Source organism: Leuconostoc citreum (assembly GCF_004354555.1).
GTDB classification, from domain to species: domain Bacteria; phylum Bacillota; class Bacilli; order Lactobacillales; family Lactobacillaceae; genus Leuconostoc; species Leuconostoc citreum.
Window position 1 is genome coordinate 62,191 of record NZ_PUFH01000004.1, and the last position, 20,402, is coordinate 82,592.

A 20,402-nucleotide genomic window follows, 5' to 3' on the forward strand; every position below is an offset into this window, starting at 1 on the left:
TAGACATATGTCTTTAATCACTGATATTATCGCACGTGAAGTTCTTGACTCACGTGGAAACCCTACACTTGAAGCAGAAGTTATCACAGAATTAGGTGGTTTCGGTCGTGGTATGGTGCCTTCTGGTGCCTCAACTGGTGAACACGAAGCTGTTGAATTGCGTGATGGTGACAAGTCACGCTTCGGTGGTAAGGGTACAACAAAGGCTGTTGCCAATGTTAACGATGTTATCGCTAAAGCTTTGGTTGGTAAGTTCGATGTAACTGACCAACGTGCAATCGATCAAGCTATGATCGAACTCGACGGTACAGAAAACAAGGGTAAGTTGGGCGCAAACGCTATCTTAGCTGTTTCAATTGCAGCAGCACGTGCTGCTGCCGACGAATTGGGTGTACCATTGTTCTCATATTTGGGTGGTGCAAACTCATACGTATTGCCTACACCAATGATGAACGTTATTAATGGTGGTGCACATTCAGCTAACAAGGTTGACTTCCAAGAATTCATGATTATGCCTGTTGGTGCACCAACAGTTAAAGAAGCCATTCGCTATGGTGCTGAAACTTTCCATGCTTTGAAAAAGTTGTTAGAAGCAGACGGTAAGGCAACTTCAGTTGGTGATGAAGGTGGCTTTGCACCTGATTTTGCTGATAATGAAGAACCATTGAAATATTTGATCCGCGCTATTGAAGCAGCTGGTTACAAGCCAGGTAAGGATATCGCAATTGCAGTCGATGTTGCCTCATCAGAATTATATGATGCAGCAACAAAGACATACAAGTTGCGTTGGTCAACAGGTGATGAATTCACAACACCTGAATTCATTAAGTATCTTGAAGACTTGGCTGATCGTTACCCAATCATTTCAATCGAAGATCCTATCGATGAAAACGAGTGGGAAGATTGGGCTGAAATCACTTCTGAGTTGGGCAAGAAAGTTCAATTGGTTGGTGATGACTTCTTTGTTACTAACACGCAATACCTACAAAAGGGTATCAACATGGGCGCTGCTAACTCAATTCTAATCAAGGTAAACCAAATTGGTACTTTGACAGAAACTTTCGAAGCCATTGAGATGGCCAAGGAAGCTGGTTATACAGCTATCGTGTCACATCGCTCAGGTGAAACAGAAGACACAACAATTTCTGATTTGGTTGTTGCTACAAATGCTGGTCAAATTAAGACAGGTTCATTGTCACGTACTGATCGTATTGCAAAGTATAACCAATTGATCCGTATCGAAGAATTGTTGGATACAACAGCACAATACAAGGGTATTCATTCATTCTACAACTTGTCAACTGCTGCTCGTGAAGCTATTCAAGCGAAGTAATAATTTAATGCCGAAATCATACCTTTGGGTATGATTTTTTTGTACATATAATTAACAATGAATGGTATGATTAATTTTAACAAGAGTAAAAATTATAATGGTAGGTTAAGAGCATGAAACAGAAACCACTTGTGATAACAATAACTGCCGGAATTACTCTAGCAACTATTGCACATATTATTTATTGGCAAACTCGTGATGCAAGGACTAGAGAGAAAGAACCAATCAGTAGGATATTACGATGGCTAATACAACAAAAATAGCGCGGTGTGCATGGGCCTCTGGTAGTAAAACGACGCCTTTAATGATGACATATCACGATCTGGAGTGGGGACATCCCCTAAAAGATAATGATAGCTTGTTATTTGAGCTATTAACATTAGAAATATTTCAAGCTGGTCTGAGCTGGGAGATTGTATTAAAAAAGCGTCATCACTTAAAAAAAGCCTTTTGGGCGTTTGATCTCGAATCTGTGGCAAAAATGGGTGATGATGATGTTTATCGGTTGTGCCAGAATGCTGATATCATTCGTAACAAGCAAAAAATTTTAGCCACGATTCATAATGCAAAGGTAATTCAGCAAATACAGACATCATATGGTAGTTTCTCAAATTATATATGGCATTTTACGGAAAATCAGGTGATAGATCACAATATTCAGATACCAGCAGAGGTGCCGTCAAAAGATGCATTGTCAGAATATATTTCAAAAGCAATGAAAAGGATAGGGTTTAAGTTCACAGGGCCAGTTGTTATATATGCTTACTTGCAGAGTATTGGAATCATTAATGATCATGAGTCAAATTGTACTTTTAAATATCACAACTAATTTTTTAGGGGATAAATAAATAGTTCATGTGATAAACTAAGTGTAAATAAAAATTGAGGAAATTATGGCAAAATTAGAGGGTGTAATTTTATTAAATTCCAGCACCGCTGCGTTGCAAATTGTCAACGTGACGACTGGTAAACGAATTGAAAATGTCACGCGTGAGTTTAATGAAAGCGATATTAATGCACCAGTATTTTCAAATGAGATTATGCATCGTGCGTTAGCACAAGTACAACGTTTTCAACAATTACTCCGTGATTATGATGTGACCGCCGTTAGATTGTATGGTAGTGAAGCACTCTCGCAAATGAAAAATGCTGTTTACTTTGCAGATCAAATTCAAAACATCACGGGTTTGAATTTGAGCTGGCTTAATGGTAATCAAGAAAGTTACTATCGGCAGTTAGCAGTTAGACGAGCACAGCTTGATGGCAAAACGTTATTGGTTGATGAAGATGTTTTTGTACTGGGTATGAGTTCTACTCGAGTGGATTTGGGCTATTTTGAACATGATTATTTTAAATTTTCGCAGCATTCGTCTGTTGGTCCGATTAGATTGGCTCAAACGATTCATGATATGGTTGTTGAAGTCACTGAAGAAACAGCCTTGGCCAGTGAATTTATTAACAGTAAACTGGCTGATTTTTGGCATATGTTACCACCGTTCAATGCTATTGACCGATTGATTTTATTAGGAGCAGATACAGCGCAACGTATTTTTCTGCCCGAAAACAAGCATTGGGTTGCAGTATCAAAACAAGACATTCAGTTAGTTATTAGTGATTTGGGTCGCTTAAACGATCAAGCTATTATTGAAAAATATGCCGTTGATTTCAACGACGTACCATTTGCTTTAACCGAAATGTTACTTTTAATGAATGTTATGCAGGCTACTAACGTTAAAACAGTTCAAATCAGTGATTTAACGGTATTGGATGGTCTCATTGTACAGGATGTTCGTGATGATAACGATATTATTACTGCTGCGCGTGGTATAGCTGATCGGTATATGGTTGAGGAGAATCACCGTGAAATTGTCTTAACTTATGCAAACCAGTTATTTGACAGCTTAAAGCGAGTGCATCATCTGGGAAAGCGTGACCGACTGTTACTCAGTATTGCTGCACTTGTCCACGATGTGGGCAGTTTCATCAACTCTCAAAAACATTATCAGTATTCCGAAGAAATTTTATCGGGAATAGATTTTCATGGTTTATCGACCGTAGAACAACGTATGATTGCCACTATTGCCCGTTACCATAGTGCCGAAACGCCAGATAGTGCCTTACAAGGCACACATGAATTTTTGCCACAAGAACGCCTACGCATTGCTAAGTTGGCGGCGCTATTGCGCCTAGCAGATGCTCTAGATGACAGTAGACTACAAAAAATAGATAAATTGTCAGTTTCAATCGGGAAGGAAAAGATAACGGTCACAGGCCAGACAGTTGCTAATTTACAATTAGAAATTTATGTTTTCAGACAAAAAGCCAGTTTCTTTGAAACGGTATTTGGCTTACCAATTGTGTTAAAGAAAAAGGGGAGAAGAAGTTAATGGTCGATTTTAAACAGCCAAAATACTATGTTAATCGTGAAATTAGTTGGCTGGCTTTTAATGATCGTGTGTTAGAAGAAGCGCGCGATACTGCTAATCCATTGTTTGAGCGAGCTAATTTTTTGGCGATTACACAAAAAAATATGGACGAATGGTTCATGGTGCGTGTCGCTAGCCTGCAACAACAAGTCATGCTAGGTCATGATAAAGTTGATGCTGCAGGGCTAACACCAAAACAGCAGTTAGATGATGTGTCGGCGATTGCTGGGCAACAAATTAGAGATCAGTATCAAGTATTAACGCGTAGTTTGTTACCGGCACTAAAGCGAGAAGGCTTAACACTATTAAAACCAGAGCAGCTTTCTAAAACACAGCACAATTTTTTAAAACATTTTTTTGAACAAGAAATTTTGCCTGTTTTGACACCGATGGCAGTGGATTCTACGCGACCATTTCCTTTTCTAGCAAATGACACTTTGAATATTGGGGTACGATTAAAAAAATCAGGTGAAAAATCAGAAAAATATCTTGCTTTTTTGCAAGTACCTGAAACTTTCACACGTGTAATTGCTTTGCCAGAGGAACAGCAGGCAATTTTATTAGAAGATGTTGTTCAGATGTTTTTAGCTGCACTATTTCCTGGTTATACTATCAAAGAATCTATGGTTTTCCATATTTTAAGAGATATGGAACTCGATGTTGCTGATGATGAGGATACGCCAAATATTTTACAAGAAGTGCAATCCAAGCTACAAGAGCGTGAACGTGGTCGAATTATTCGTGTGATTTTATCTAGTACAGCAAGTAAGGCGTTTACAGCCAAGCTAGTCAAGCTATTGCACGTTGATGAACAGCGTGTTTATGCCGTTAATGGGCCAATTGATTTAACTTTTCTAAATGTATGGCTAAAAAATAATGTGAATGCGCAACTTAAATTCTTGCCGTTTAAAGGTTTCAATAACCCAGATTTAGCCCCTAGTCGTATTTTTGAAAGTATTCGTGCAAAAGATTACCTTCTACATCATCCTTATGATTCTTTTCAATCTGTATTATCCTTTATCCAGACAGCAGCTCAAGATGATCAAGTCTTAGCTATAAAAATGACGCTCTACCGTGTGTCAGGAAAATCCCCTATTATTAAGGCCTTGGGATTAGCCGCACAACGTGGTAAGCAGGTGACGGTTCTTGTAGAAATCAAGGCACGTTTTGATGAAGAAAATAATGTCCATTGGGCGCGAGAATTAGAAAAGCAGGGCGTTCATGTCGTCTATGGGTTACGTGGTTTAAAAACACATGCGAAAGTGACGTTAATTGTGCGTCGTGAAGAAGGTGATATTCGCCGTTACATTCATCTTGGTACAGGAAACTATAATGATGTCACGGCTAATTTTTACACCGACTTGGGGTTGCTCACGAGTGATGCTGAATTAGGCGCTGATGTGGCGTCAATTTTCAATATTTTGACAGGCTATTCAGATCCAGGCTATTTTCACCAGTTACATATGTCCCCTGATGGTATTCGTGAATTTATTTATGAACAAATTAATCGTGAAATTGCCAATGCGAAGGCTGGTAAGCCAGCTGGTATTAAAATGAAATTTAATTCATTGTCAGATGAACGCATGGTAAAACATCTATATGAAGCCAGTCATGCAGGTGTACCAATACATCTCATTGTACGTGGTATTACTATCTTAAAAGTTGGAATTTTTGATGTAAGCGAGACAATCAGTGTGCACTCGATTGTTGGTCGGTTCCTAGAACATAGTCGCATTTATAGCTTTGAAAATGATGGAAACCCCAAAGTTTACCTATCATCAGCTGATTTAATGACTCGTAACTTAGACCGACGTGTTGAATTATTGTTCCCACTCAAGGATGATAAGTTACGCGATAAAGTATTAGAAATATTTGAAACAATGTGGCAGGATAATGTTAAAACGCGTGTGTTACAGGCTGATGGACAGTATGAGAAGAAAGATCGGCGGGGGGTTGCAAGATTAAATGCACAAGAAACCTTCATTGAAGCCGCTGTTCGGCAAACGGATCAAGAGTTAAAACAACAAAAATTAACTGAAATGACCCAGCGCTTTGAACCATTAAATAACCCGTTTACCAATGAAAATGAGGAGGAAAAATCATGACAGTCATTGCAGTCATTGACTTAGGCTCTAACTCTGTTCGTATGACAGTGAGTCGCTATCATGCGAATGGGTCGTATGATGTTTTAGCGCGCTTTCAGGAAATGGTTCGCTTATCAGCAGGAATGGGTAAGGAAAAAGTACTACAACCAGAAGCTATTAAGCGGACATTAGTTGCCTTAGAAAAATTTAAGTTGGCATTAGAAGCATATAATCAAGATAAGTTGTCAGTACACGCTGTAGCAACAGCTGCGGTACGTCAAGCCAGCAATCAAAAAGAATTTTTATCAGCTTTTAAAAAGACTATGGGTTTCAATTTACGCGTCTTAACTGGTGAAGAAGAGGCCCATTATGATTATGTTGGTGTTGTGAATACCTTTCCAATTCATGATGCTTTAATTTTGGATACCGGTGGCGCGTCATCAGAAATTGTATTAGTACGAGATAAAAAAGCTATCCATGCTGTTAGTTTACCAGTTGGTGCGGTTAATATTTCTGAGCGCTATCTAGAACGAGATATCGTGTCGGCTCGTGCACTGTTTCAGGCCATTATTGGTTTGAGACAGCTATTTGGCGATATTGCATGGTTACACGAAGCGATGAATTTACCACTGATTGCGTTGGGTGGGAGCAACCGAACATTAGCTAAAATCAGTCGCAAAAAAGAAAAAATTCAAGATATGGCCATTCATGGCTATCATTTGACCATGTCAGATGTTGCGACAATATATCAAGAAATTTTAGGAAAAAATTTAGAGGGACGTAAAAAAATCCCCGGCCTAGCTAAAGAACGTGGGGATATTATTGTTGGTGGCCTCTTACCTCTTATTGAATTATTGCTTTACACCGAAAGCCGACAAGTGATATTCTCTCAGAGTGGGTTACGCGAAGGGTTCTTATTCGAACAAATTACTTTGAATACAGGACACGATGTTGTATCACCGGAGCCTGCTGCTATGACAGTTGACACTGAGGATGTATCACAGTGAATCTCTGATGTGTAGAAATGCAGGAATGCGAACAATATCTGCAGGAAATTGATCTCGTTCAATATTTTGGATGAGTGTATCGGCTGCAACACGCCCAATTTCTTGGGGATTTTGTGAAACAGCCGTAATGGCAGGTGTTAACATATCTGCATATTGGTCATCGTCATAACCAATAACGCCAACTTGATCTGGAATAAGAATCTTTTGTGTCTGTAAAAATCGAATAGTTGACCATAAAACATGCCCATTTAAAGCAAAAATGGCTGTTTTTTTTGTGCACTTTAAGTAAGACAGTAATTGGCCTTCCCAATGGCGATCTGAAGTAATCTCAATTTGACTAATTTTAATTGTTGTTGTTGCCAAGGCGTTGGCAAGTCCTTTTAGACGATTCATACGGCTTGAAATGCCATGAATGTGGTTAGACAAAACAACAACCTGTTCGTAATTTGATTGCTTTAATAGGTTAGCGACCTCACGTGATTTTTGATAGTTATCTGAAACGATGGCTGGCCAAATGACAGGGTGAGTGTAGCGATCAACCTGTACAACCGGTAACTGTGCATCGATGATATTTTGATAATGATTGGGATGATTAGTCAGTGGTTGCAGAATAATCCCATCGACTTGTTCGGTCATCATTTTTTCTAGATTACTTGCCTCACGTGTCGAATCATTATCGGCATCCATGATTAATACTTGATAAGGTGTTGATTGAAAGTAGTCACCAATACCCTTAAGCAAACGAGAAGTATACATATTTGAGATATCGGCAATTGCGACACCAATCAAAAAAGAGCGTCTTGCTTTGAGTGATTGCGCTTGACGGTTGGGGTGATAATCTAGCCTCGCAATGGTTGCTTCAATACGTGACCGCGTATTGGCAGACATGTTATCGAACTTACCATTTAGAAAACGAGAAATCGTGGTCTTTGATACGCCGGATTCGCGAGCAATATCAACAATTGTCACTTTTTTATTCATAAACTTATTATACTTTAATTTTAAAATAAGTCATTGACAAATAAATTGAAAGCGTTTACACTTATCTTGTAAACCGGTTTCCGTAAACGATTAACCTAAGGAGAATCACGTCATGAATGACCAACCGATGCATATTGATCCAGAAAAATTCGCTTTCAAATTTCTTGAGGCCTATCATTTTGATTTCAATACGCAACATTTAGAACAACAGGCGAAACAAGAATTAGCTGCTTACTTATCGGCCTATTATCTTGCTGATAGATTTAATCAGATTGAGCATCAAAATTTTAACCGTCCAGCCAAGACAGATTTGTCGCATTTAGGGTTTGACGAGCTACTCAAGCATGTGACCAACTTAAATAATTATTGAGAGGAAATATTATGAAAACAGAACAAATTGTATTAAATCTTTTGGTTTTTGATCAATCACGAAAAGCAGGGATGCAACAATTGGCTATGTTACACCATGTTGTTGATTTGGGAATTGGCGCAGCTGAAATACGTCGTGAATATTTTGATGATGTAACAGCTGAAATTGCAGGTATTGCTAGTTACGCCAAAGAACATCAATTACAATTGTTTTATTCTGTGCCTGATGAACTCTTCGTTAATCAGCAATTAAATCCGAAATTAACGCAATATTATGATGAGGCTCAAGCGATGGGCGTAACTGCCATCAAGTTTAACATTGGCGATTTTATAGCATTTTCGCAATCGGATGTCAGTGAGCTCAAGCAATTATTGGCACGTGGCATTCAGACAAATATTGAAAATGACCAAACATTAGTTTCAGGTCGATTAATGCCTATTCAACGTTTTATGGTCGGTGTGCAGCAGTCTGGCCTAGACGTTGGTTACGTTTATGATATGGGTAACTGGCGATATGTTAACGAGGATGAAGTGGCGGCTGCTCAGCAATTAAGTCACGTCGTGCGTTATATTCATGTGAAGGATGATCAAGGGGTTGCAGAAACACTTAAAACAGTGCCCTTAGGTGAAGGGGAAATTCAGTGGCAAAATATTTTACAGTTATTACCAAGTAATGTCCCTGTTGCTATTGAATATCCAACACAAGATGACACGGTGATTAAAAGGGGAATTGATGATCTCCTAAACTATGAGGCGCATCAATCATGACGAATATTATAATCAGTATACTATTATTGTTAACATTTATTGGTTTTATTTATTTCATCATTAAAGGTGGCAATTTAGTCATTGGTTTCTTTGTAATGGCTATCTTGTGGTCAGTCATCGGACTGATACCATTTAATCAAGTCATTCAAAATGTGATTGCAAAACCAGCCTTAAATTATGGCCCCACTATTATTTATATCGTATTTGGTTCATGGTTTGGGCGGGTGTTAGTTGATTCTGGCATTGCCGGCTCAATCTCTGCTCAAACACAAAAAGTGGGCCGGAAAGCACCAGTACTTGCTGCTATTTTAGTCGTCTTAGTCACTGCTTTGATTTTTTCATCAGCTTACGGTGTTGGTTCAGTGATTGCCATAGGTGTTATTTTAATTCCAATACTATTATCAATTGGTGTACCGAAAAAAGTTGCAATACCAGCATTCACTATGGCAATTGGTGCGCCAATGTATATCAATGTTGTGCTATTTAATCAAATTAAAGCATTTTTTCCATCTGTTAATTTTTCTGGAAAATATCTCGTTTTTGGTTTAGTAGCAATGTCTGTGCAATTATTAGGTGTGATACTATTCATTCTGCTTCATGCTAAACAAATTAAAAATGGCAAGATTGAAACTATCGCCGATTCTGAAGAAACTACCATAACGCAAACACATCCTATCACATATATTATTCCCATATTGCCAGTTGCTTTAAATATGTTTTGTCATTGGGATGCGATTCCAGCTTTACTGTTAGCAACAATTATTGCGCTATTGTTCACAGGACAAATGGCATCATATACAAAACTGGTTGCTTTCATTAACAAAACAGTTAGCCAAGCTATTAATGATATTTCTGGGCTCATTATTTTTTTGATGGCTTTGGTGATGTTTGCTGGCGCAGCAACTGCCAATGTGCCACATTTTAAAAGTATGATTGAGGTTATTTTGCCACATAATCCGCTAATATTAGCAGTAGCAATTGGTATATTAGCACCGTTAGCCTTGTTTAGAGGCCCTTTACATGTCTGGGGTGCGGGGGCAGCTACCGCGGCAGTATTAGCAGCAACTGGCACATTTTCGCCAATGTTTTTACTGCCACTACTTTACACGGCTAGCATTATGGCGGTTTCAATTGACTTAACCCAATCATGGAATACTTGGGCATTGACCTATTCCAAATTGGAAACCAAAGAATTCTTAAAAATGGGCATACCAGTCATGTGGGCTGTGTCTATTGTGAATGAACTATTAGTTTATGTATTTTTCGGACATTAATAATATATAGAAAGTGTGGAAATATGAGTGAAATACTAACGTTAGGCGAACCTATCGTCACGTTTACAGCAACTGATTTAAATGCTGGTTTAGTAGATAGTATTAATTATTACAAGTTTTTAGGCGGTGCCGAATTGAATGTCTTAATTGGCGCCACTCGTTTAGGACATACAACCGACTATATTTCTCAAGTAGGGGCCGACCCATTAGGACAATTTACGATTAAAGAAATCGCGCGTCATCAAGTTGGCAATCAATATATTTCAGAAGATGCGAAGCATTGGACAGCCTTTCAATTGAAAGAACTAGTTGACCAAGGTGATCCTAAAACTTTTAATTTTCGAAAAAATTCTGCTGCCGCGCATTTAACACCGGACAAAATTGATGCTATTGACTTAACAACTACCAAAATGGTACATCTTTCCGGTATTTTTCCGGCGATTTCTGTACAAGCACGTGAGACCTTTAAATATTTTGCTGAAAAGGTTATTGCGCAAGGAATTACAACGACTTTTGATCCTAACTTAAGGCCAGCTTTGTGGGCAACTGAATCAGAAATGATAACAACCATCAATACATTAGCAAAATATGGTACCATTGTGTTGCCTGGTATTGATGAGGGTGAAATTTTAGTCGGTACGCGTGATCCGGAAGCAATTGCTGATTTTTACTTAGGTAATAGTGAACGTACGACCACTGTTGTTGTTAAATTAGGCACTAAGGGTGCTTATATTAAAAGTAAATCAGGTGAAAGTACAATTGTTCCTGGCTTTAAGGTGGCTAAAGTCGTTGATACGGTTGGTGCCGGGGATGGTTTTGCACTTGGTCTTATTACAGCTCTGATTGAGGGAGCCACTATGACAGAGGCAGTAACACGTGGCAATGCAGTCGGTGCCTTGCAGGTTCAGACAACAGGGGATAACGATGGCTATCCCACACAATCAGAGTTAGCTGAATTCTTTTCAAGCAACGTACAAGGAGTTAGAAAATGACAAAAAAAGTATATTTACCAGATGATATTCCTGCTGTGGGCAAAGACATTTTGACAGCTGCAGGTTTTGAAGTCATTGTTGGTACCGGTCGCCAACGCGAGATCATGAAAAAAGAAGGTGCCGAGGCAAATGCTGTGCTTATTGGCACACAAACTTTTGACGAAGACATTATGCGGGCTATGCCAAACCTGCAAGTCATCGCGCGTAATGGCGTTGGTTATGATGCTGTTGATATTGCAGCAGCTACGCGACGAGGGGTTTATGTTGTCAATACGCCAAAAGCACTATCTAGTTCTGTTGCTGAAACAGCTGTTGCTGAGTTATTGGCAATTAGTAAGAATCTATACCAAAATGCTAAGGCTATTCATGAGGATAACTGGGGTTACCGTAAACAACACCCAGGACGCGATGTTGCCGGTAAAACGGTTGGTATATTAGGTTTTGGCAGAATTGGGCAGCAAGTCGCTGAAAAGTTGAGTGGTTTTGGTCTCCACGTCATAGCTTTTGATCCATTTGCAAAGTCTACTGACACAGTCACCATCGTTGACCGTGAGATGGTGTTTAAAAAATCAGATTATGTGATGATTCATTTACCAGCCATGCCGGAAACGATTCATTCGATTGGTAAAACAGAGTTTGACATGATGAAAAATGATGCCTATTTAATCAACATGGCACGCGGTAACATCATCGTGACGTCAGATTTGGTTGCTGCACTAAAAAATCATGATATTGCTGGCGCAGCTTTAGACGTTTTCGAAGAAGAACCACTACCCGTAAGTGACCCTTTGGTCGCATTAGATAATGTGCTATTAACGCCACATATTGCCTCCAATACGGTAGAAACGAAAGAACGTATGGCTATTGATGCAGCACATGATATTGTTCGAGTGCTTATGGGTGATCAGCCAGTATCATCAGTTAACCAGATATAGTAACAAACAAAAACAGCACAGATTAATCTGTGCTGTTTTTTATAATGATCCACCCGGGAGTCGAACCCGGATTTCAAGAACCGGAATCTTGCGTGCGATCCATTACACTAGCGGATCATAACTATTTAATTATAGCCTATTTGGTTGGAATTTCAAAGAAAGTTTCGTCACCAATAGCGATATTAATTTGTCCAGCGAGTAAATCGTTCAAAGTCGTCTCTACTGCTGTAATATTTTCTTCGGCAATGGGCACAATAAAGTGGACATTTGTGTCATAAATGACATCCAAAATATGATATTGCTGATTGGTCAACCAATAATTTAAAGTATCACTATGCTTGTAATCTACCGTGATTGTTACTTTGATTCGGGTCAAGCGTGTAACCAAACCAGCTGCTTTTATGCCGTCAGCCGTGGTGCCGGCATAGGCACGAATTAAGCCACCGGCTCCTAGCTTAACGCCGCCAAAATATCGAGTGACGACAGCAACGACATCGTGTACCTGATTTTTCTGTAAGACTTCTAACATGGGTACACCTGCTGTACCGCTAGGTTCACCATTATCAGAATAACGTTGAATTTGATCACGGTCGCCAATCATGTAGGCAAATACGTTATGTGTTGCTTTATGATGTGTTTTCGTTATACGATTAATAAAATCACGTGCTTGTTCTTCTGAGTTTACGCGGGCTATATTGAAAATGAAACGTGATTTTTTAATAACTTGTTCCCAAGTGTAGTCGTGTGGTGCGATTGTGACATAATTATTCATATATCGTATTATACAGCATGAATAACTACTATGGACGTCAGATTGTTAATCCTAAAATTGCATCAGTACCAGCAGGTATTATTGTCAGGCCAGCTTTTATTTCTGGTATTTGTCAGCGTTGCGGACAGCAACAACTTGCCCCCTTGCCGAACCAGCAGTTCTATTGTTTAGCATGTTTGTCACTAGGGCGTGTGAGTTCGTTAGATGTACTATGGTCATTACCAGAGCCCAATGCTTTTGCCCATCACGAGATGACTTTGACATGGCAAGGGACACTAACGGCTCAACAACGATTAGTGAGTCAGGCTTTAATCGATACGCTGGGCGCACAACAAGAACATCTTGTTTGGGCAGTTACGGGTGCTGGTAAAACTGAAATGATGTTCCCGGTAATTTCTCATGCTTTACAGGCCAAGCAGCGCGTAGCTATCCTCTCACCAAGAGTAGATGTTATTGTTGAGTTGGCACCTAGAATAGCAACGGCTTTTAATACGACGCCAATGGCTGTCTTATATGGGACGCAAGAAGAAAACTATCGCTATACAGCGCTAGTTTTGGCCACGACACACCAAATGTTACGTTTTAAATCGGCATTTGATTTATTAATTATTGATGAAGTGGATAGTTTTCCCTATGTGAATAATGCCATGCTAGCATATGCTGTTAAACAAGCAAAAAAAGCTGAAAGTACAGTCATTTATTTGACTGCTACACCAACAAAAATCATGAAAAAGCGTGCTGAACGTCGTGAGATAAACGTTTCCTACTTACCTTTGCGATTTCATCAGCACCCATTACCAACATTAAACGTGAGTTTAGTCGGACGTTGGCGAAAAAAGTTGCCACAGAAACTGCTGCGGCAATTACGTCAATTTCAAAAGCGGATGCAACGTTTCCTGATTTTTGTACCACGCGTTGCTGATACGCTAGTTATTTATCGCAAGATTAGTCAACGCTTTCCCGATATGTTGGGTGATTTTGTTCATGCAGGGGATGTCTCACGTCAACAGAAAGTGCAAAATATGCGGGATGAAAAAATTCAGTACTTGGTGACAACAACCATTTTAGAACGAGGTGTAACTTTTCCTGGTATTGACGTCCTGATATTGGGTGCTGAGGAGGAAACTTTTAGTGAAAACGCACTTGTTCAAATTGCTGGTCGGGTCGGCAGAGACAACAAAAGGCCCACTGGTTTGGTTCGAGCTTACGTCCAACACATTAATCTGAAGGTTTTAGCTGCCAAACGGCAGATTAAATTAATGAATCGTCGTGGGGCAACGTTAGGTGGCAAACGTTGATGTGCCTTATTTGTCAAAAAAAGCGACGCGAAACAATTAGCCTATTAGAAACACTAGGTTTACTTAAACAAAAACACCAAACAATCTGTGAGCAGTGTGCCACTCAGTTTGCAAGCATTACGTTGTCTTGTTCCGGTTGTGGTCGACAGCAAGAACATAATGAGCTTTGTTATGATTGCTGTCGTTGGCAAAATCAGGGCCAACTCTTGCTAACTCATCAAGCATTATATGTATATAATGACGCTATGCATGACTATATGCAGCGCTATAAGTTTAATGGTGAGTACGCTTTGCGTCATGTATTTAATCGTCAATTAATACAGGCAGTTCAAAATATAGAGATAGATTTGGTTGTTCCAATACCAGTTAGCCAATACACATTACTGACAAGAGGTTTTAATCAAACGCTTGGCTTATTTGAAGGCTTACGATATCAACAATTATTATCAGTGTCTCAAGCAAAAAAAACAGATCAATCCCGGTTTAATCGGCAAAAGCGCCTAACGCGTGCGCAACCTTTTGTTATAGCAAACCATACATCTTTAAGCGGAAAATCCGTTTTGCTGATTGATGATGTGTATACTACCGGAAGAACGCTCTATTATGCAGCAGAATTAATCTACACACTAGGGGCTAAAAATGTGAAAAGTTTGTCTTTAGCGCGGTAAATATGAAAAAATGATTATTTTTACAGAAAACGCTTACACTTATGGTATAATAACTATAGTAACTCAATGGAGGAATTAATTATGTTAGATTATAATGTACGTGGCGAGAATATCGCGGTAACTGATGCACTTCGTGACTATGTCGAAAAGCGTTTAACTAAGTTAAACCGATACATTGAAGAAAAGTCGAGTGCTAACGTTAATTTACGGACCTATAAGTCGGATAATTCCGGTAAGGCGGAAGTCACAATTGTACTACCTTATGTTGTCTTACGTGCGGAAGATACAAACCCAGATTTGTATGCTGCGGTTGATGCCGTTTCTGAAAAGTTAGAACGTCAAATTCGTAAGTATAAGACTAAGATTAATCGTAAGTCAAGGGAAACGGGCTTTAAGGGCATTGATTCAAAAAATGAAATTCCTGCAACTGATTCTGATGATGAAGCATTGCAAATTGTTCGTACGAAGCAAGTTGATTTAAAGCCAATGTCACCTGAAGAAGCAGCGCTACAAATGGATTTGTTAGGGCATAACTTCTTTATTTTCAGAGACGCTGATACAAATACAGATTCTGTTATTTATAAGCGTCAAGATGGTAAGTATGGCTTACTGGAAACAGTCGAAGACTAATTTTGATTGACATAGGAGCGGCGTCATGACGTTTAGCTCCTTTTTGATGTACAAAAACCTTATATGACAGAATTGTTTTAAAAGTCATAAAACTTTATAAAGCCTAACAAAAAAGCTGTTTTTATCGGTATGCTATTATTAGCAGATAGAAGAGGTTTTTTATGTTAAAGTGGCATGATGTATTAGAAGACAGACGACAATTAATCACATGGCTTTGTGCGATATGTATTCCAGTATGCCTACTTATCGGTATGATAGGGGTAGTTGGGCATCGGACAGAACAGGCAAAACAATTACGTGTAGCGGTTGTTAATTTAGATCAGGGTGGTCAGTATCAAGGCAAGCAACGACAAGTTGGACAGGAAGTCGTTGCAACGCTTAAGCGTACGCAGCAATTTAAAACGATAACTTTTAAAGACGCAAAACAAGCTCGGCAAGCACTTAAAGACGGTCGTGTGGCCAGCACTGTTATTATTCCTAAGCAATTAACGCAACAGTTAGGTCAGTTCCAACAAAATGGCCAAGCAACAGCAATCACACGCTTAGTGGCCAGTGGTCGCAATCAATTTGCTGCTAAGTATATACAGGAAAAATTAAACCAAGTATTAGCGCAAGAAAATACAATGCTTATGGTCGGCGCAGAAAATAATACAATATTCAAAAACATTGCTAGTCAAAGTGACAAGTTAGCTCAGCAATCCAATGATTTGCAAGTTAATTTGCAAGCAATAGGTAATGGTATTGATTCGCAGAGCCTAGGGGATTTGCAGGACACAGCTGGTGATGTGGCAACTAAATTAGCTAATTATTCAGCGCAATTAAATGACGCCATCAATGCTGGCGATAGTGCTAAAACGCAAGCAATGGCGGTAGCGATTAACAATCTGTCATACACGATGCAAAGTAGTGTTGTTGGTGGCATTAGCAATGCGAACGCTAATTTAGCTCAGACAAAAGCACTTAGCGACCACAATGGTAGTATTCAATCCAGCGCTAGAGCAATCCAAAGTCAACAAGCAGACATAGCAGATAAATTAAAAACATTGTTTGGTGACAATGATGCTAATAAAAATACGTCACCACTAACGCAATTAATGGTTTTCAAAACGGACGACACACAACTTGTTCAGCAAGATGGACAGGTGTTTTTACCTTATCTATTAGTTATTGGGGTAGCACTTTTGGCCGCTTTAATTGGCTTGTTGCTTCCAAATATGGAAGCTAATCAAGATATTCTTGCTTTAGAACAATGGTGGCGTATCTTTAGAATAACTGGTGTATTGAGTACAGTTGCCGTCATTTTGATGTCTTCGACTGCTGTGATATGGCATATTTCAGTGGGGAATATAGTCATCATTATAGGTGCTTCACTCCTGACATCTTGGGCAATGATTGCGCTGGTCTGGTTTTTGAAACAATGCTTAGGTTTAGTTGGCTGGTGGGCGTCTGTCTTATTATTAGTTATCCAAATCATCTTTGCCCAACCTATATTGGCGGCAAATTCAGTGACAACACTTATGCGACAACTGTTACCATTATCAGCTTTGCATGATACGCTACAAGGGGTAATTTTTGCTGGTGATATACAGCAAGGCATTGTGACAATAGTTATTTGGTTTATGGCTCTGACAATATTTGTCGTGGGTTACTATCGTGTCAAGCAAAGACGTCATTTTAAAGCAGCTATTGAGCAGTAATTATTTTGCTGCAAATAAGATGTATTTCTGATAAAGTTTAGCAATAGACTTGATGTAAAAGGTAACAAGCAAGATGACAGTTAAAACACAAGCAAATGAAGCAACGCGTGAAAAAATTATGCTAGCCGCAACGACAGTATTTTTATCACACGGTTACGAACAAACAACGACACGAGACATTTCAAAATTACTAGGCATTAGCCAGCCAGCACTTTATCACTATTTTGGTGACAAAGAGGCACTTTTCGTCGCAGTAATTAAACGTGTTGGGCACCAGGTTTTTTCAGACATGACTGATATTTTAGCCCAACAGTATGCGCAACCAATTGATCAGTTAACAGCGTTAACAACAGTGATTGTGACGCGTCATCCGCGAGACGTGTTTACCTTGATTCACGGTAGTTTTGCAACGCTTTCGGCAGAAAGTCAACAGCAATTAGGTCGCGTGTTTGGTCATGACTATGTTATGCCAATTACCCATTTTTTTGAGCAAGCAGCCGTGAAACGTAGGGAAAATATCGATGCGCGTATGGCAGCTTCCTTTTATATTACTAGTTTAGCCCCGTTATTTGGCAGCTTTCACGCACTTGATGACAACTTGAACATGACGGCGCGAATTCAACAGTTATTGGATCTCATTTTTTATGGTGTCTCAGAACGTTGAGTTTTAAAGGCTTAAATGTTATCCTTGTATAAGAATTAATGGAGAACATATATGGCAAGTCAAAAAGTATCACTCGCGTGTACAGTATGTGGTTCTCGCAATTACACAGTCACTTTATCAAAAGATCGCACAGAACGTTTAGCGGTCAGTAAGTATTGTTCTTTTTGTGGGAAGCACACGTTACATCAACAAACAAAGTAAAGGTTACGAAAATGTTGAAATATTTTAGAAACGTTGCAGCAGAAATGAAAAATGTGACATGGTTGTCACCAGATCAAGCCTCAAAAGAGACAGTAACAGTTATTACTGTGTCAGTTGTGTTTGCGCTATTTTTAGGCGGCGCCGATTGGCTAATGCAAAGTGGCTTTAATATGATCATGAAATAATAGCAGTATATTCAAAAATGTAGTATACTGTTTATAGCGAGGAGAACTTCTGTGGAAGTTCTTTTTTATATTACAAAAGAAAGGGCGCATTTAAGGATAATTCACTCAGATGATTATCGTTAAATCGATTAATAACATGTCAGAAAATAACGAAACCCCCATTACAAACACAGATGATATCGAAAAGTCTTGGTTTGTCGTTCATACATACTCAGGGTATGAGCATAAAGTAAAAGCAAACTTAGAGTCGCGAACACAGACAATGGGTATGAGTCAACAAATCTTTCGGATTTTGGTACCAGAACAAGAAGTAACAACAATCCAAGATGGGGAAGCTAAGACTTCAGTTGAAAATGACTTCCCAGGCTATGTTTTGGTTGAAATGGCAACGCCACAAGACTACAATATGACCGATGAAGCTTGGTACGTTGTCCGTAACACACCAGGCGTTACAGGATTTTTGGGTTCGCACGGTGCGGGTTCCAAGCCAAATTCACTGTTGCCAGAAGAAGTTGATTTGCTGATGAAGCGTATGGGTATGGTAACACGCGAAGTGGTCGATCTTGATGTCGAAGTTGGTCAAGTTGTCAAAATTATTGCTGGACCTTTTTCAGGTATGGAAGGAACAGTTACTGCTATTGATTCAGAAAAGCAAACTTTGGAAGCCACAGTTGAAGTCTTTGGTCGTGAAACACCGACAGAACTTGACTTTGCTGATGTCGATACCGTTTTAGATGAAGCTTAAAAAAACTATTGCTAAGATAGTTTTTTTTTTGTATAATAGATGAGTATGTCATCGACATACGTGGGAGCAGCACTTAAGCTGCGTCTACCACAACACGAGGAGGAAAAAATCGTGGCTAAAAAAGTTACAACAGTAGTTAAACTACAAATTGCGGCTGCTAAAGCAACACCAGCACCACCAGTTGGTCCAGCTTTGGGACAAGCCGGTATTAACATCGCGCAATTCACTAAAGAATTTAACGCGCGTACAGCAGACCAAGCAGGTTCAATCATTCCGGTGGAAATCTCTGTTTTCGATGATCGTTCATTCGAATTCGTTACAAAGACACCACCTGCTGCTGATCAATTGCGTAAGCTTATTGGTAAGGGTTCAGGTGAACCTAACACTAAAAAAGCTGGAAACGTTACTTTGGATCAAATTCGTGCAATTGCTGAAAATAAGATGGCAGATTTGAATGCCAACGATATTACAGCAGCTATGCGTATGATCGAAGGTACAGCACGTTCAATGGGTGTTACTGTTGATGGTGTTGACTTGACTGTTGAAGGAACAGCAATCAAGGAGGACGCAGAATAATGACTCAAAAGCATGGTAAAAAATATACTGCAGCATTGGCAAAGGTAGAAGCTGAAAAGAATTATGCCTTGAACGATGCTGTTGCATTGGTTAAAGAAATTGACTACGCTAACTTTGATGCTTCAGTTGAAGTTGCATTTAAGTTGAATGTTGATACACGTCAAGCTGACCAACAATTGCGTGGCGCAGTTGTTTTGCCAAACGGTACTGGTAAAGATAAGAAAGTTATCGTATTTGCACAAGGTGACAAGGCCAAGGAAGCTGAAGCTGCCGGCGCTGATGTTGTTGGTGCTGCTGACTTAGTTGCCCAAATTCAAGGTGGCTGGATGGACTTTGATACAGCCATTGCCACACCTGATATGATGGCACAAGTTGGTCGCGTTGCTCGTATCTTGGGACCTAAGGGTATGATGCCTAACCCTAAGACTGGCACAGTAACAATGGATGTTGCTAAGGCTGTTTCAGATGCTAAGGGCGGACAAGTGACATACCGTACAGATCGTGACGGAAACGTTGCTGTACCTGTGGGTCGTGTATCATTTGAAGAAGGTAAGTTAGCTGAAAATATTAAGACAATTGCTGATACAGTGTTAAAAGCACGTCCAGCAGCTGTTAAAGGCACTTACGTACAACACGTATCTATTGCTTCAACATTTGGCCCAGCCGTTGCATTAGATCTTAATACATTATAATTATTTGACGATATCAATTTCATTTGGTATACTCATTGAGTGAATTAAATCATTTTGCCTAAGACTCAGGTGGTATTTATACCTTAATATCCTGCCGAGGAAGTT

General features: G+C 39.4%; 22 protein-coding genes and 1 other annotated feature (1 of these 23 running past the window's edge). Of the genes, 20 read left to right on the plus strand and 2 right to left on the minus strand.

Features of this window, described 5'->3' with window-relative positions:
- The first annotated feature begins 7 nt into the window (after nucleotides 1-7).
- From eno to C5L21_RS02140, 5 genes are all read left to right on the plus strand, one after another.
- A complete protein-coding gene (gene eno / locus C5L21_RS02120) occupies nucleotides 8-1,333 on the plus strand; it encodes a phosphopyruvate hydratase (protein ID WP_085699520.1) in 1,326 nt (441 codons plus the stop codon).
- 241 nt (nucleotides 1,334-1,574) lie between these two features.
- Nucleotides 1,575-2,162 (plus strand): DNA-3-methyladenine glycosylase I, encoded by a 588-nt coding sequence (locus C5L21_RS02125; RefSeq protein WP_133285995.1) that lies wholly within the window; start codon nucleotides 1,575-1,577, stop codon nucleotides 2,160-2,162.
- 64 nt (nucleotides 2,163-2,226) lie between these two features.
- Nucleotides 2,227-3,720: a Ppx/GppA phosphatase family protein gene (locus C5L21_RS02130; RefSeq protein WP_133285996.1), complete on the plus strand. Its 1,494-nt coding sequence runs from the start codon at nucleotides 2,227-2,229 to the stop codon at nucleotides 3,718-3,720.
- Nucleotides 3,720-5,864 carry an RNA degradosome polyphosphate kinase gene (locus C5L21_RS02135; protein WP_133285997.1) on the plus strand — a complete coding sequence of 715 codons (2,145 nt, stop codon included), beginning with the start codon at nucleotides 3,720-3,722 and terminating at the stop codon, nucleotides 5,862-5,864. Before C5L21_RS02130 ends, C5L21_RS02135 begins: the two co-directional genes overlap by 1 nt.
- Nucleotides 5,861-6,850 (plus strand): Ppx/GppA family phosphatase, encoded by a 990-nt coding sequence (locus C5L21_RS02140; protein WP_004899305.1) that lies wholly within the window; start codon nucleotides 5,861-5,863, stop codon nucleotides 6,848-6,850. The genes C5L21_RS02135 and C5L21_RS02140 overlap by 4 nt, the downstream gene beginning before the upstream one ends.
- On the opposite strand, the gene C5L21_RS02145 is transcribed toward C5L21_RS02140, so the two are convergent.
- Complete coding sequence (locus C5L21_RS02145) at nucleotides 6,842-7,831, minus strand: LacI family DNA-binding transcriptional regulator (protein ID WP_085699528.1); 990 nt, start codon at nucleotides 7,829-7,831, stop codon at nucleotides 6,842-6,844. The genes C5L21_RS02140 and C5L21_RS02145 overlap by 9 nt on opposite strands.
- Before the next feature lie 112 nt (nucleotides 7,832-7,943).
- Between C5L21_RS02145 and C5L21_RS02150 the strand changes: the two genes are divergently transcribed.
- Genes C5L21_RS02150 through C5L21_RS02170 form a run of 5 tightly spaced genes read left to right on the plus strand, consistent with a single transcriptional unit; the run spans nucleotide 7,944 to nucleotide 12,169 of the window.
- Nucleotides 7,944-8,201 carry a hypothetical protein gene (locus tag C5L21_RS02150; RefSeq protein WP_004899297.1) on the plus strand — a complete coding sequence of 86 codons (258 nt, stop codon included), beginning with the start codon at nucleotides 7,944-7,946 and terminating at the stop codon, nucleotides 8,199-8,201.
- Between the two features lie 11 nt (nucleotides 8,202-8,212).
- Nucleotides 8,213-8,968: a sugar phosphate isomerase/epimerase family protein gene (locus C5L21_RS02155; RefSeq protein WP_004906872.1), complete on the plus strand. Its 756-nt coding sequence runs from the start codon at nucleotides 8,213-8,215 to the stop codon at nucleotides 8,966-8,968.
- Nucleotides 8,965-10,242 carry a hypothetical protein gene (locus C5L21_RS02160; RefSeq protein WP_004899292.1) on the plus strand — a complete coding sequence of 426 codons (1,278 nt, stop codon included), beginning with the start codon at nucleotides 8,965-8,967 and terminating at the stop codon, nucleotides 10,240-10,242. The genes C5L21_RS02155 and C5L21_RS02160 overlap by 4 nt, the downstream gene beginning before the upstream one ends.
- A gap of 23 nt (nucleotides 10,243-10,265) precedes the next feature.
- A complete protein-coding gene (locus tag C5L21_RS02165; RefSeq protein ID WP_004899289.1) occupies nucleotides 10,266-11,234 on the plus strand; it encodes a sugar kinase in 969 nt (322 codons plus the stop codon).
- Nucleotides 11,231-12,169, plus strand: coding sequence for a phosphoglycerate dehydrogenase (locus C5L21_RS02170; RefSeq protein ID WP_040177456.1), 939 nt, complete (start codon nucleotides 11,231-11,233; stop codon nucleotides 12,167-12,169). The genes C5L21_RS02165 and C5L21_RS02170 overlap by 4 nt, the downstream gene beginning before the upstream one ends.
- 136 nt (nucleotides 12,170-12,305) lie before the next feature.
- Here C5L21_RS02170 and C5L21_RS02175 read toward each other — a convergent pair whose 3' ends face one another.
- Nucleotides 12,306-12,941 (minus strand): YigZ family protein, encoded by a 636-nt coding sequence (locus C5L21_RS02175; RefSeq protein WP_004899283.1) that lies wholly within the window; start codon nucleotides 12,939-12,941, stop codon nucleotides 12,306-12,308.
- A gap of 17 nt (nucleotides 12,942-12,958) precedes the next feature.
- Here C5L21_RS02175 and C5L21_RS02180 point away from each other — a divergent pair, with 17 nt between their 5' ends.
- The 10 genes from C5L21_RS02180 to rplA all read left to right on the plus strand — a co-directional run bounded on the left by C5L21_RS02180 (nucleotide 12,959) and on the right by rplA (nucleotide 20,297).
- Nucleotides 12,959-14,239 carry an ATP-dependent helicase ComFA gene (locus C5L21_RS02180; protein ID WP_012305430.1) on the plus strand — a complete coding sequence of 427 codons (1,281 nt, stop codon included), beginning with the start codon at nucleotides 12,959-12,961 and terminating at the stop codon, nucleotides 14,237-14,239.
- Nucleotides 14,240-14,484: 245 nt separating this feature from the next.
- Nucleotides 14,485-14,907: a ComF family protein gene (locus C5L21_RS09485; protein WP_004906864.1), complete on the plus strand. Its 423-nt coding sequence runs from the start codon at nucleotides 14,485-14,487 to the stop codon at nucleotides 14,905-14,907.
- Nucleotides 14,908-14,988: 81 nt separating this feature from the next.
- Nucleotides 14,989-15,537 carry a ribosome hibernation-promoting factor, HPF/YfiA family gene (gene hpf, locus C5L21_RS02190; RefSeq protein ID WP_004899274.1) on the plus strand — a complete coding sequence of 183 codons (549 nt, stop codon included), beginning with the start codon at nucleotides 14,989-14,991 and terminating at the stop codon, nucleotides 15,535-15,537.
- Nucleotides 15,538-15,698: 161 nt separating this feature from the next.
- Nucleotides 15,699-17,234, plus strand: coding sequence for a YhgE/Pip domain-containing protein (locus C5L21_RS02195; RefSeq protein WP_085699530.1), 1,536 nt, complete (start codon nucleotides 15,699-15,701; stop codon nucleotides 17,232-17,234).
- A gap of 73 nt (nucleotides 17,235-17,307) precedes the next feature.
- The gene (locus C5L21_RS02200; protein WP_040177449.1) at nucleotides 17,308-17,898 is read left to right on the plus strand and encodes a TetR/AcrR family transcriptional regulator; all 591 of its coding nucleotides are present in this window, start codon (nucleotides 17,308-17,310) and stop codon (nucleotides 17,896-17,898) included.
- Between the two features lie 51 nt (nucleotides 17,899-17,949).
- Nucleotides 17,950-18,099, plus strand: a complete 150-nt coding sequence (gene rpmG / locus C5L21_RS02205) for a 50S ribosomal protein L33 (protein WP_004899264.1) — start codon at nucleotides 17,950-17,952, stop codon at nucleotides 18,097-18,099.
- An 11-nt stretch (nucleotides 18,100-18,110) separates the two neighbouring features.
- Nucleotides 18,111-18,284 (plus strand): preprotein translocase subunit SecE, encoded by a 174-nt coding sequence (gene secE, locus C5L21_RS02210; protein ID WP_004899259.1) that lies wholly within the window; start codon nucleotides 18,111-18,113, stop codon nucleotides 18,282-18,284.
- Between the two features lie 136 nt (nucleotides 18,285-18,420).
- Nucleotides 18,421-19,029: a transcription termination/antitermination protein NusG gene (nusG, locus tag C5L21_RS02215; RefSeq protein ID WP_036058301.1), complete on the plus strand. Its 609-nt coding sequence runs from the start codon at nucleotides 18,421-18,423 to the stop codon at nucleotides 19,027-19,029.
- Nucleotides 19,030-19,140: 111 nt separating this feature from the next.
- The gene (gene rplK / locus C5L21_RS02220) at nucleotides 19,141-19,605 is read left to right on the plus strand and encodes a 50S ribosomal protein L11 (RefSeq protein ID WP_004899252.1); all 465 of its coding nucleotides are present in this window, start codon (nucleotides 19,141-19,143) and stop codon (nucleotides 19,603-19,605) included.
- Nucleotides 19,605-20,297: a 50S ribosomal protein L1 gene (gene rplA / locus C5L21_RS02225; protein ID WP_004899250.1), complete on the plus strand. Its 693-nt coding sequence runs from the start codon at nucleotides 19,605-19,607 to the stop codon at nucleotides 20,295-20,297. Before rplK ends, rplA begins: the two co-directional genes overlap by 1 nt.
- Nucleotides 20,298-20,336: 39 nt before the next feature.
- Nucleotides 20,337-20,402, plus strand: a sequence feature (ribosomal protein L10 leader region) (it continues 51 nt past the right edge of the window).

Excerpts from the sequence above, each read along its gene's own strand:
- C5L21_RS02155 (WP_004906872.1), top strand. The coding sequence starts at position 8,213 with ATGAAAACAGAACAAATTGTATTAAATCTTTTGGTTTTTGATCAATCA.
- C5L21_RS02140 (WP_004899305.1), top strand. The coding sequence starts at position 5,861 with ATGACAGTCATTGCAGTCATTGACTTAGGCTCTAACTCTGTTCGTATG.
- C5L21_RS02165 (WP_004899289.1), top strand. The coding sequence starts at position 10,266 with ATGAGTGAAATACTAACGTTAGGCGAACCTATCGTCACGTTTACAGCA.
- C5L21_RS02180 (WP_012305430.1), top strand. The coding sequence starts at position 12,959 with ATGAATAACTACTATGGACGTCAGATTGTTAATCCTAAAATTGCATCA.
- C5L21_RS02145 (WP_085699528.1), bottom strand. The coding sequence starts at position 7,831 with ATGAATAAAAAAGTGACAATTGTTGATATTGCTCGCGAATCCGGCGTA.
- rplA (WP_004899250.1), top strand. The coding sequence starts at position 19,605 with ATGACTCAAAAGCATGGTAAAAAATATACTGCAGCATTGGCAAAGGTA.
- C5L21_RS02160 (WP_004899292.1), top strand. The coding sequence starts at position 8,965 with ATGACGAATATTATAATCAGTATACTATTATTGTTAACATTTATTGGT.
- hpf (WP_004899274.1), top strand. The coding sequence starts at position 14,989 with ATGTTAGATTATAATGTACGTGGCGAGAATATCGCGGTAACTGATGCA.
- C5L21_RS02175 (WP_004899283.1), bottom strand. The coding sequence starts at position 12,941 with ATGAATAATTATGTCACAATCGCACCACACGACTACACTTGGGAACAA.
- rpmG (WP_004899264.1), top strand. The coding sequence starts at position 17,950 with ATGGCAAGTCAAAAAGTATCACTCGCGTGTACAGTATGTGGTTCTCGC.
- secE (WP_004899259.1), top strand. The coding sequence starts at position 18,111 with ATGTTGAAATATTTTAGAAACGTTGCAGCAGAAATGAAAAATGTGACA.
- nusG (WP_036058301.1), top strand. The coding sequence starts at position 18,421 with ATGTCAGAAAATAACGAAACCCCCATTACAAACACAGATGATATCGAA.
- C5L21_RS02150 (WP_004899297.1), top strand. The coding sequence starts at position 7,944 with ATGAATGACCAACCGATGCATATTGATCCAGAAAAATTCGCTTTCAAA.
- C5L21_RS09485 (WP_004906864.1), top strand. The coding sequence starts at position 14,485 with ATGCATGACTATATGCAGCGCTATAAGTTTAATGGTGAGTACGCTTTG.
- C5L21_RS02200 (WP_040177449.1), top strand. The coding sequence starts at position 17,308 with ATGACAGTTAAAACACAAGCAAATGAAGCAACGCGTGAAAAAATTATG.
- C5L21_RS02170 (WP_040177456.1), top strand. The coding sequence starts at position 11,231 with ATGACAAAAAAAGTATATTTACCAGATGATATTCCTGCTGTGGGCAAA.
- C5L21_RS02195 (WP_085699530.1), top strand. The coding sequence starts at position 15,699 with ATGTTAAAGTGGCATGATGTATTAGAAGACAGACGACAATTAATCACA.
- C5L21_RS02125 (WP_133285995.1), top strand. The coding sequence starts at position 1,575 with ATGGCTAATACAACAAAAATAGCGCGGTGTGCATGGGCCTCTGGTAGT.
- C5L21_RS02135 (WP_133285997.1), top strand. The coding sequence starts at position 3,720 with ATGGTCGATTTTAAACAGCCAAAATACTATGTTAATCGTGAAATTAGT.
- C5L21_RS02130 (WP_133285996.1), top strand. The coding sequence starts at position 2,227 with ATGGCAAAATTAGAGGGTGTAATTTTATTAAATTCCAGCACCGCTGCG.
- eno (WP_085699520.1), top strand. The coding sequence starts at position 8 with ATGTCTTTAATCACTGATATTATCGCACGTGAAGTTCTTGACTCACGT.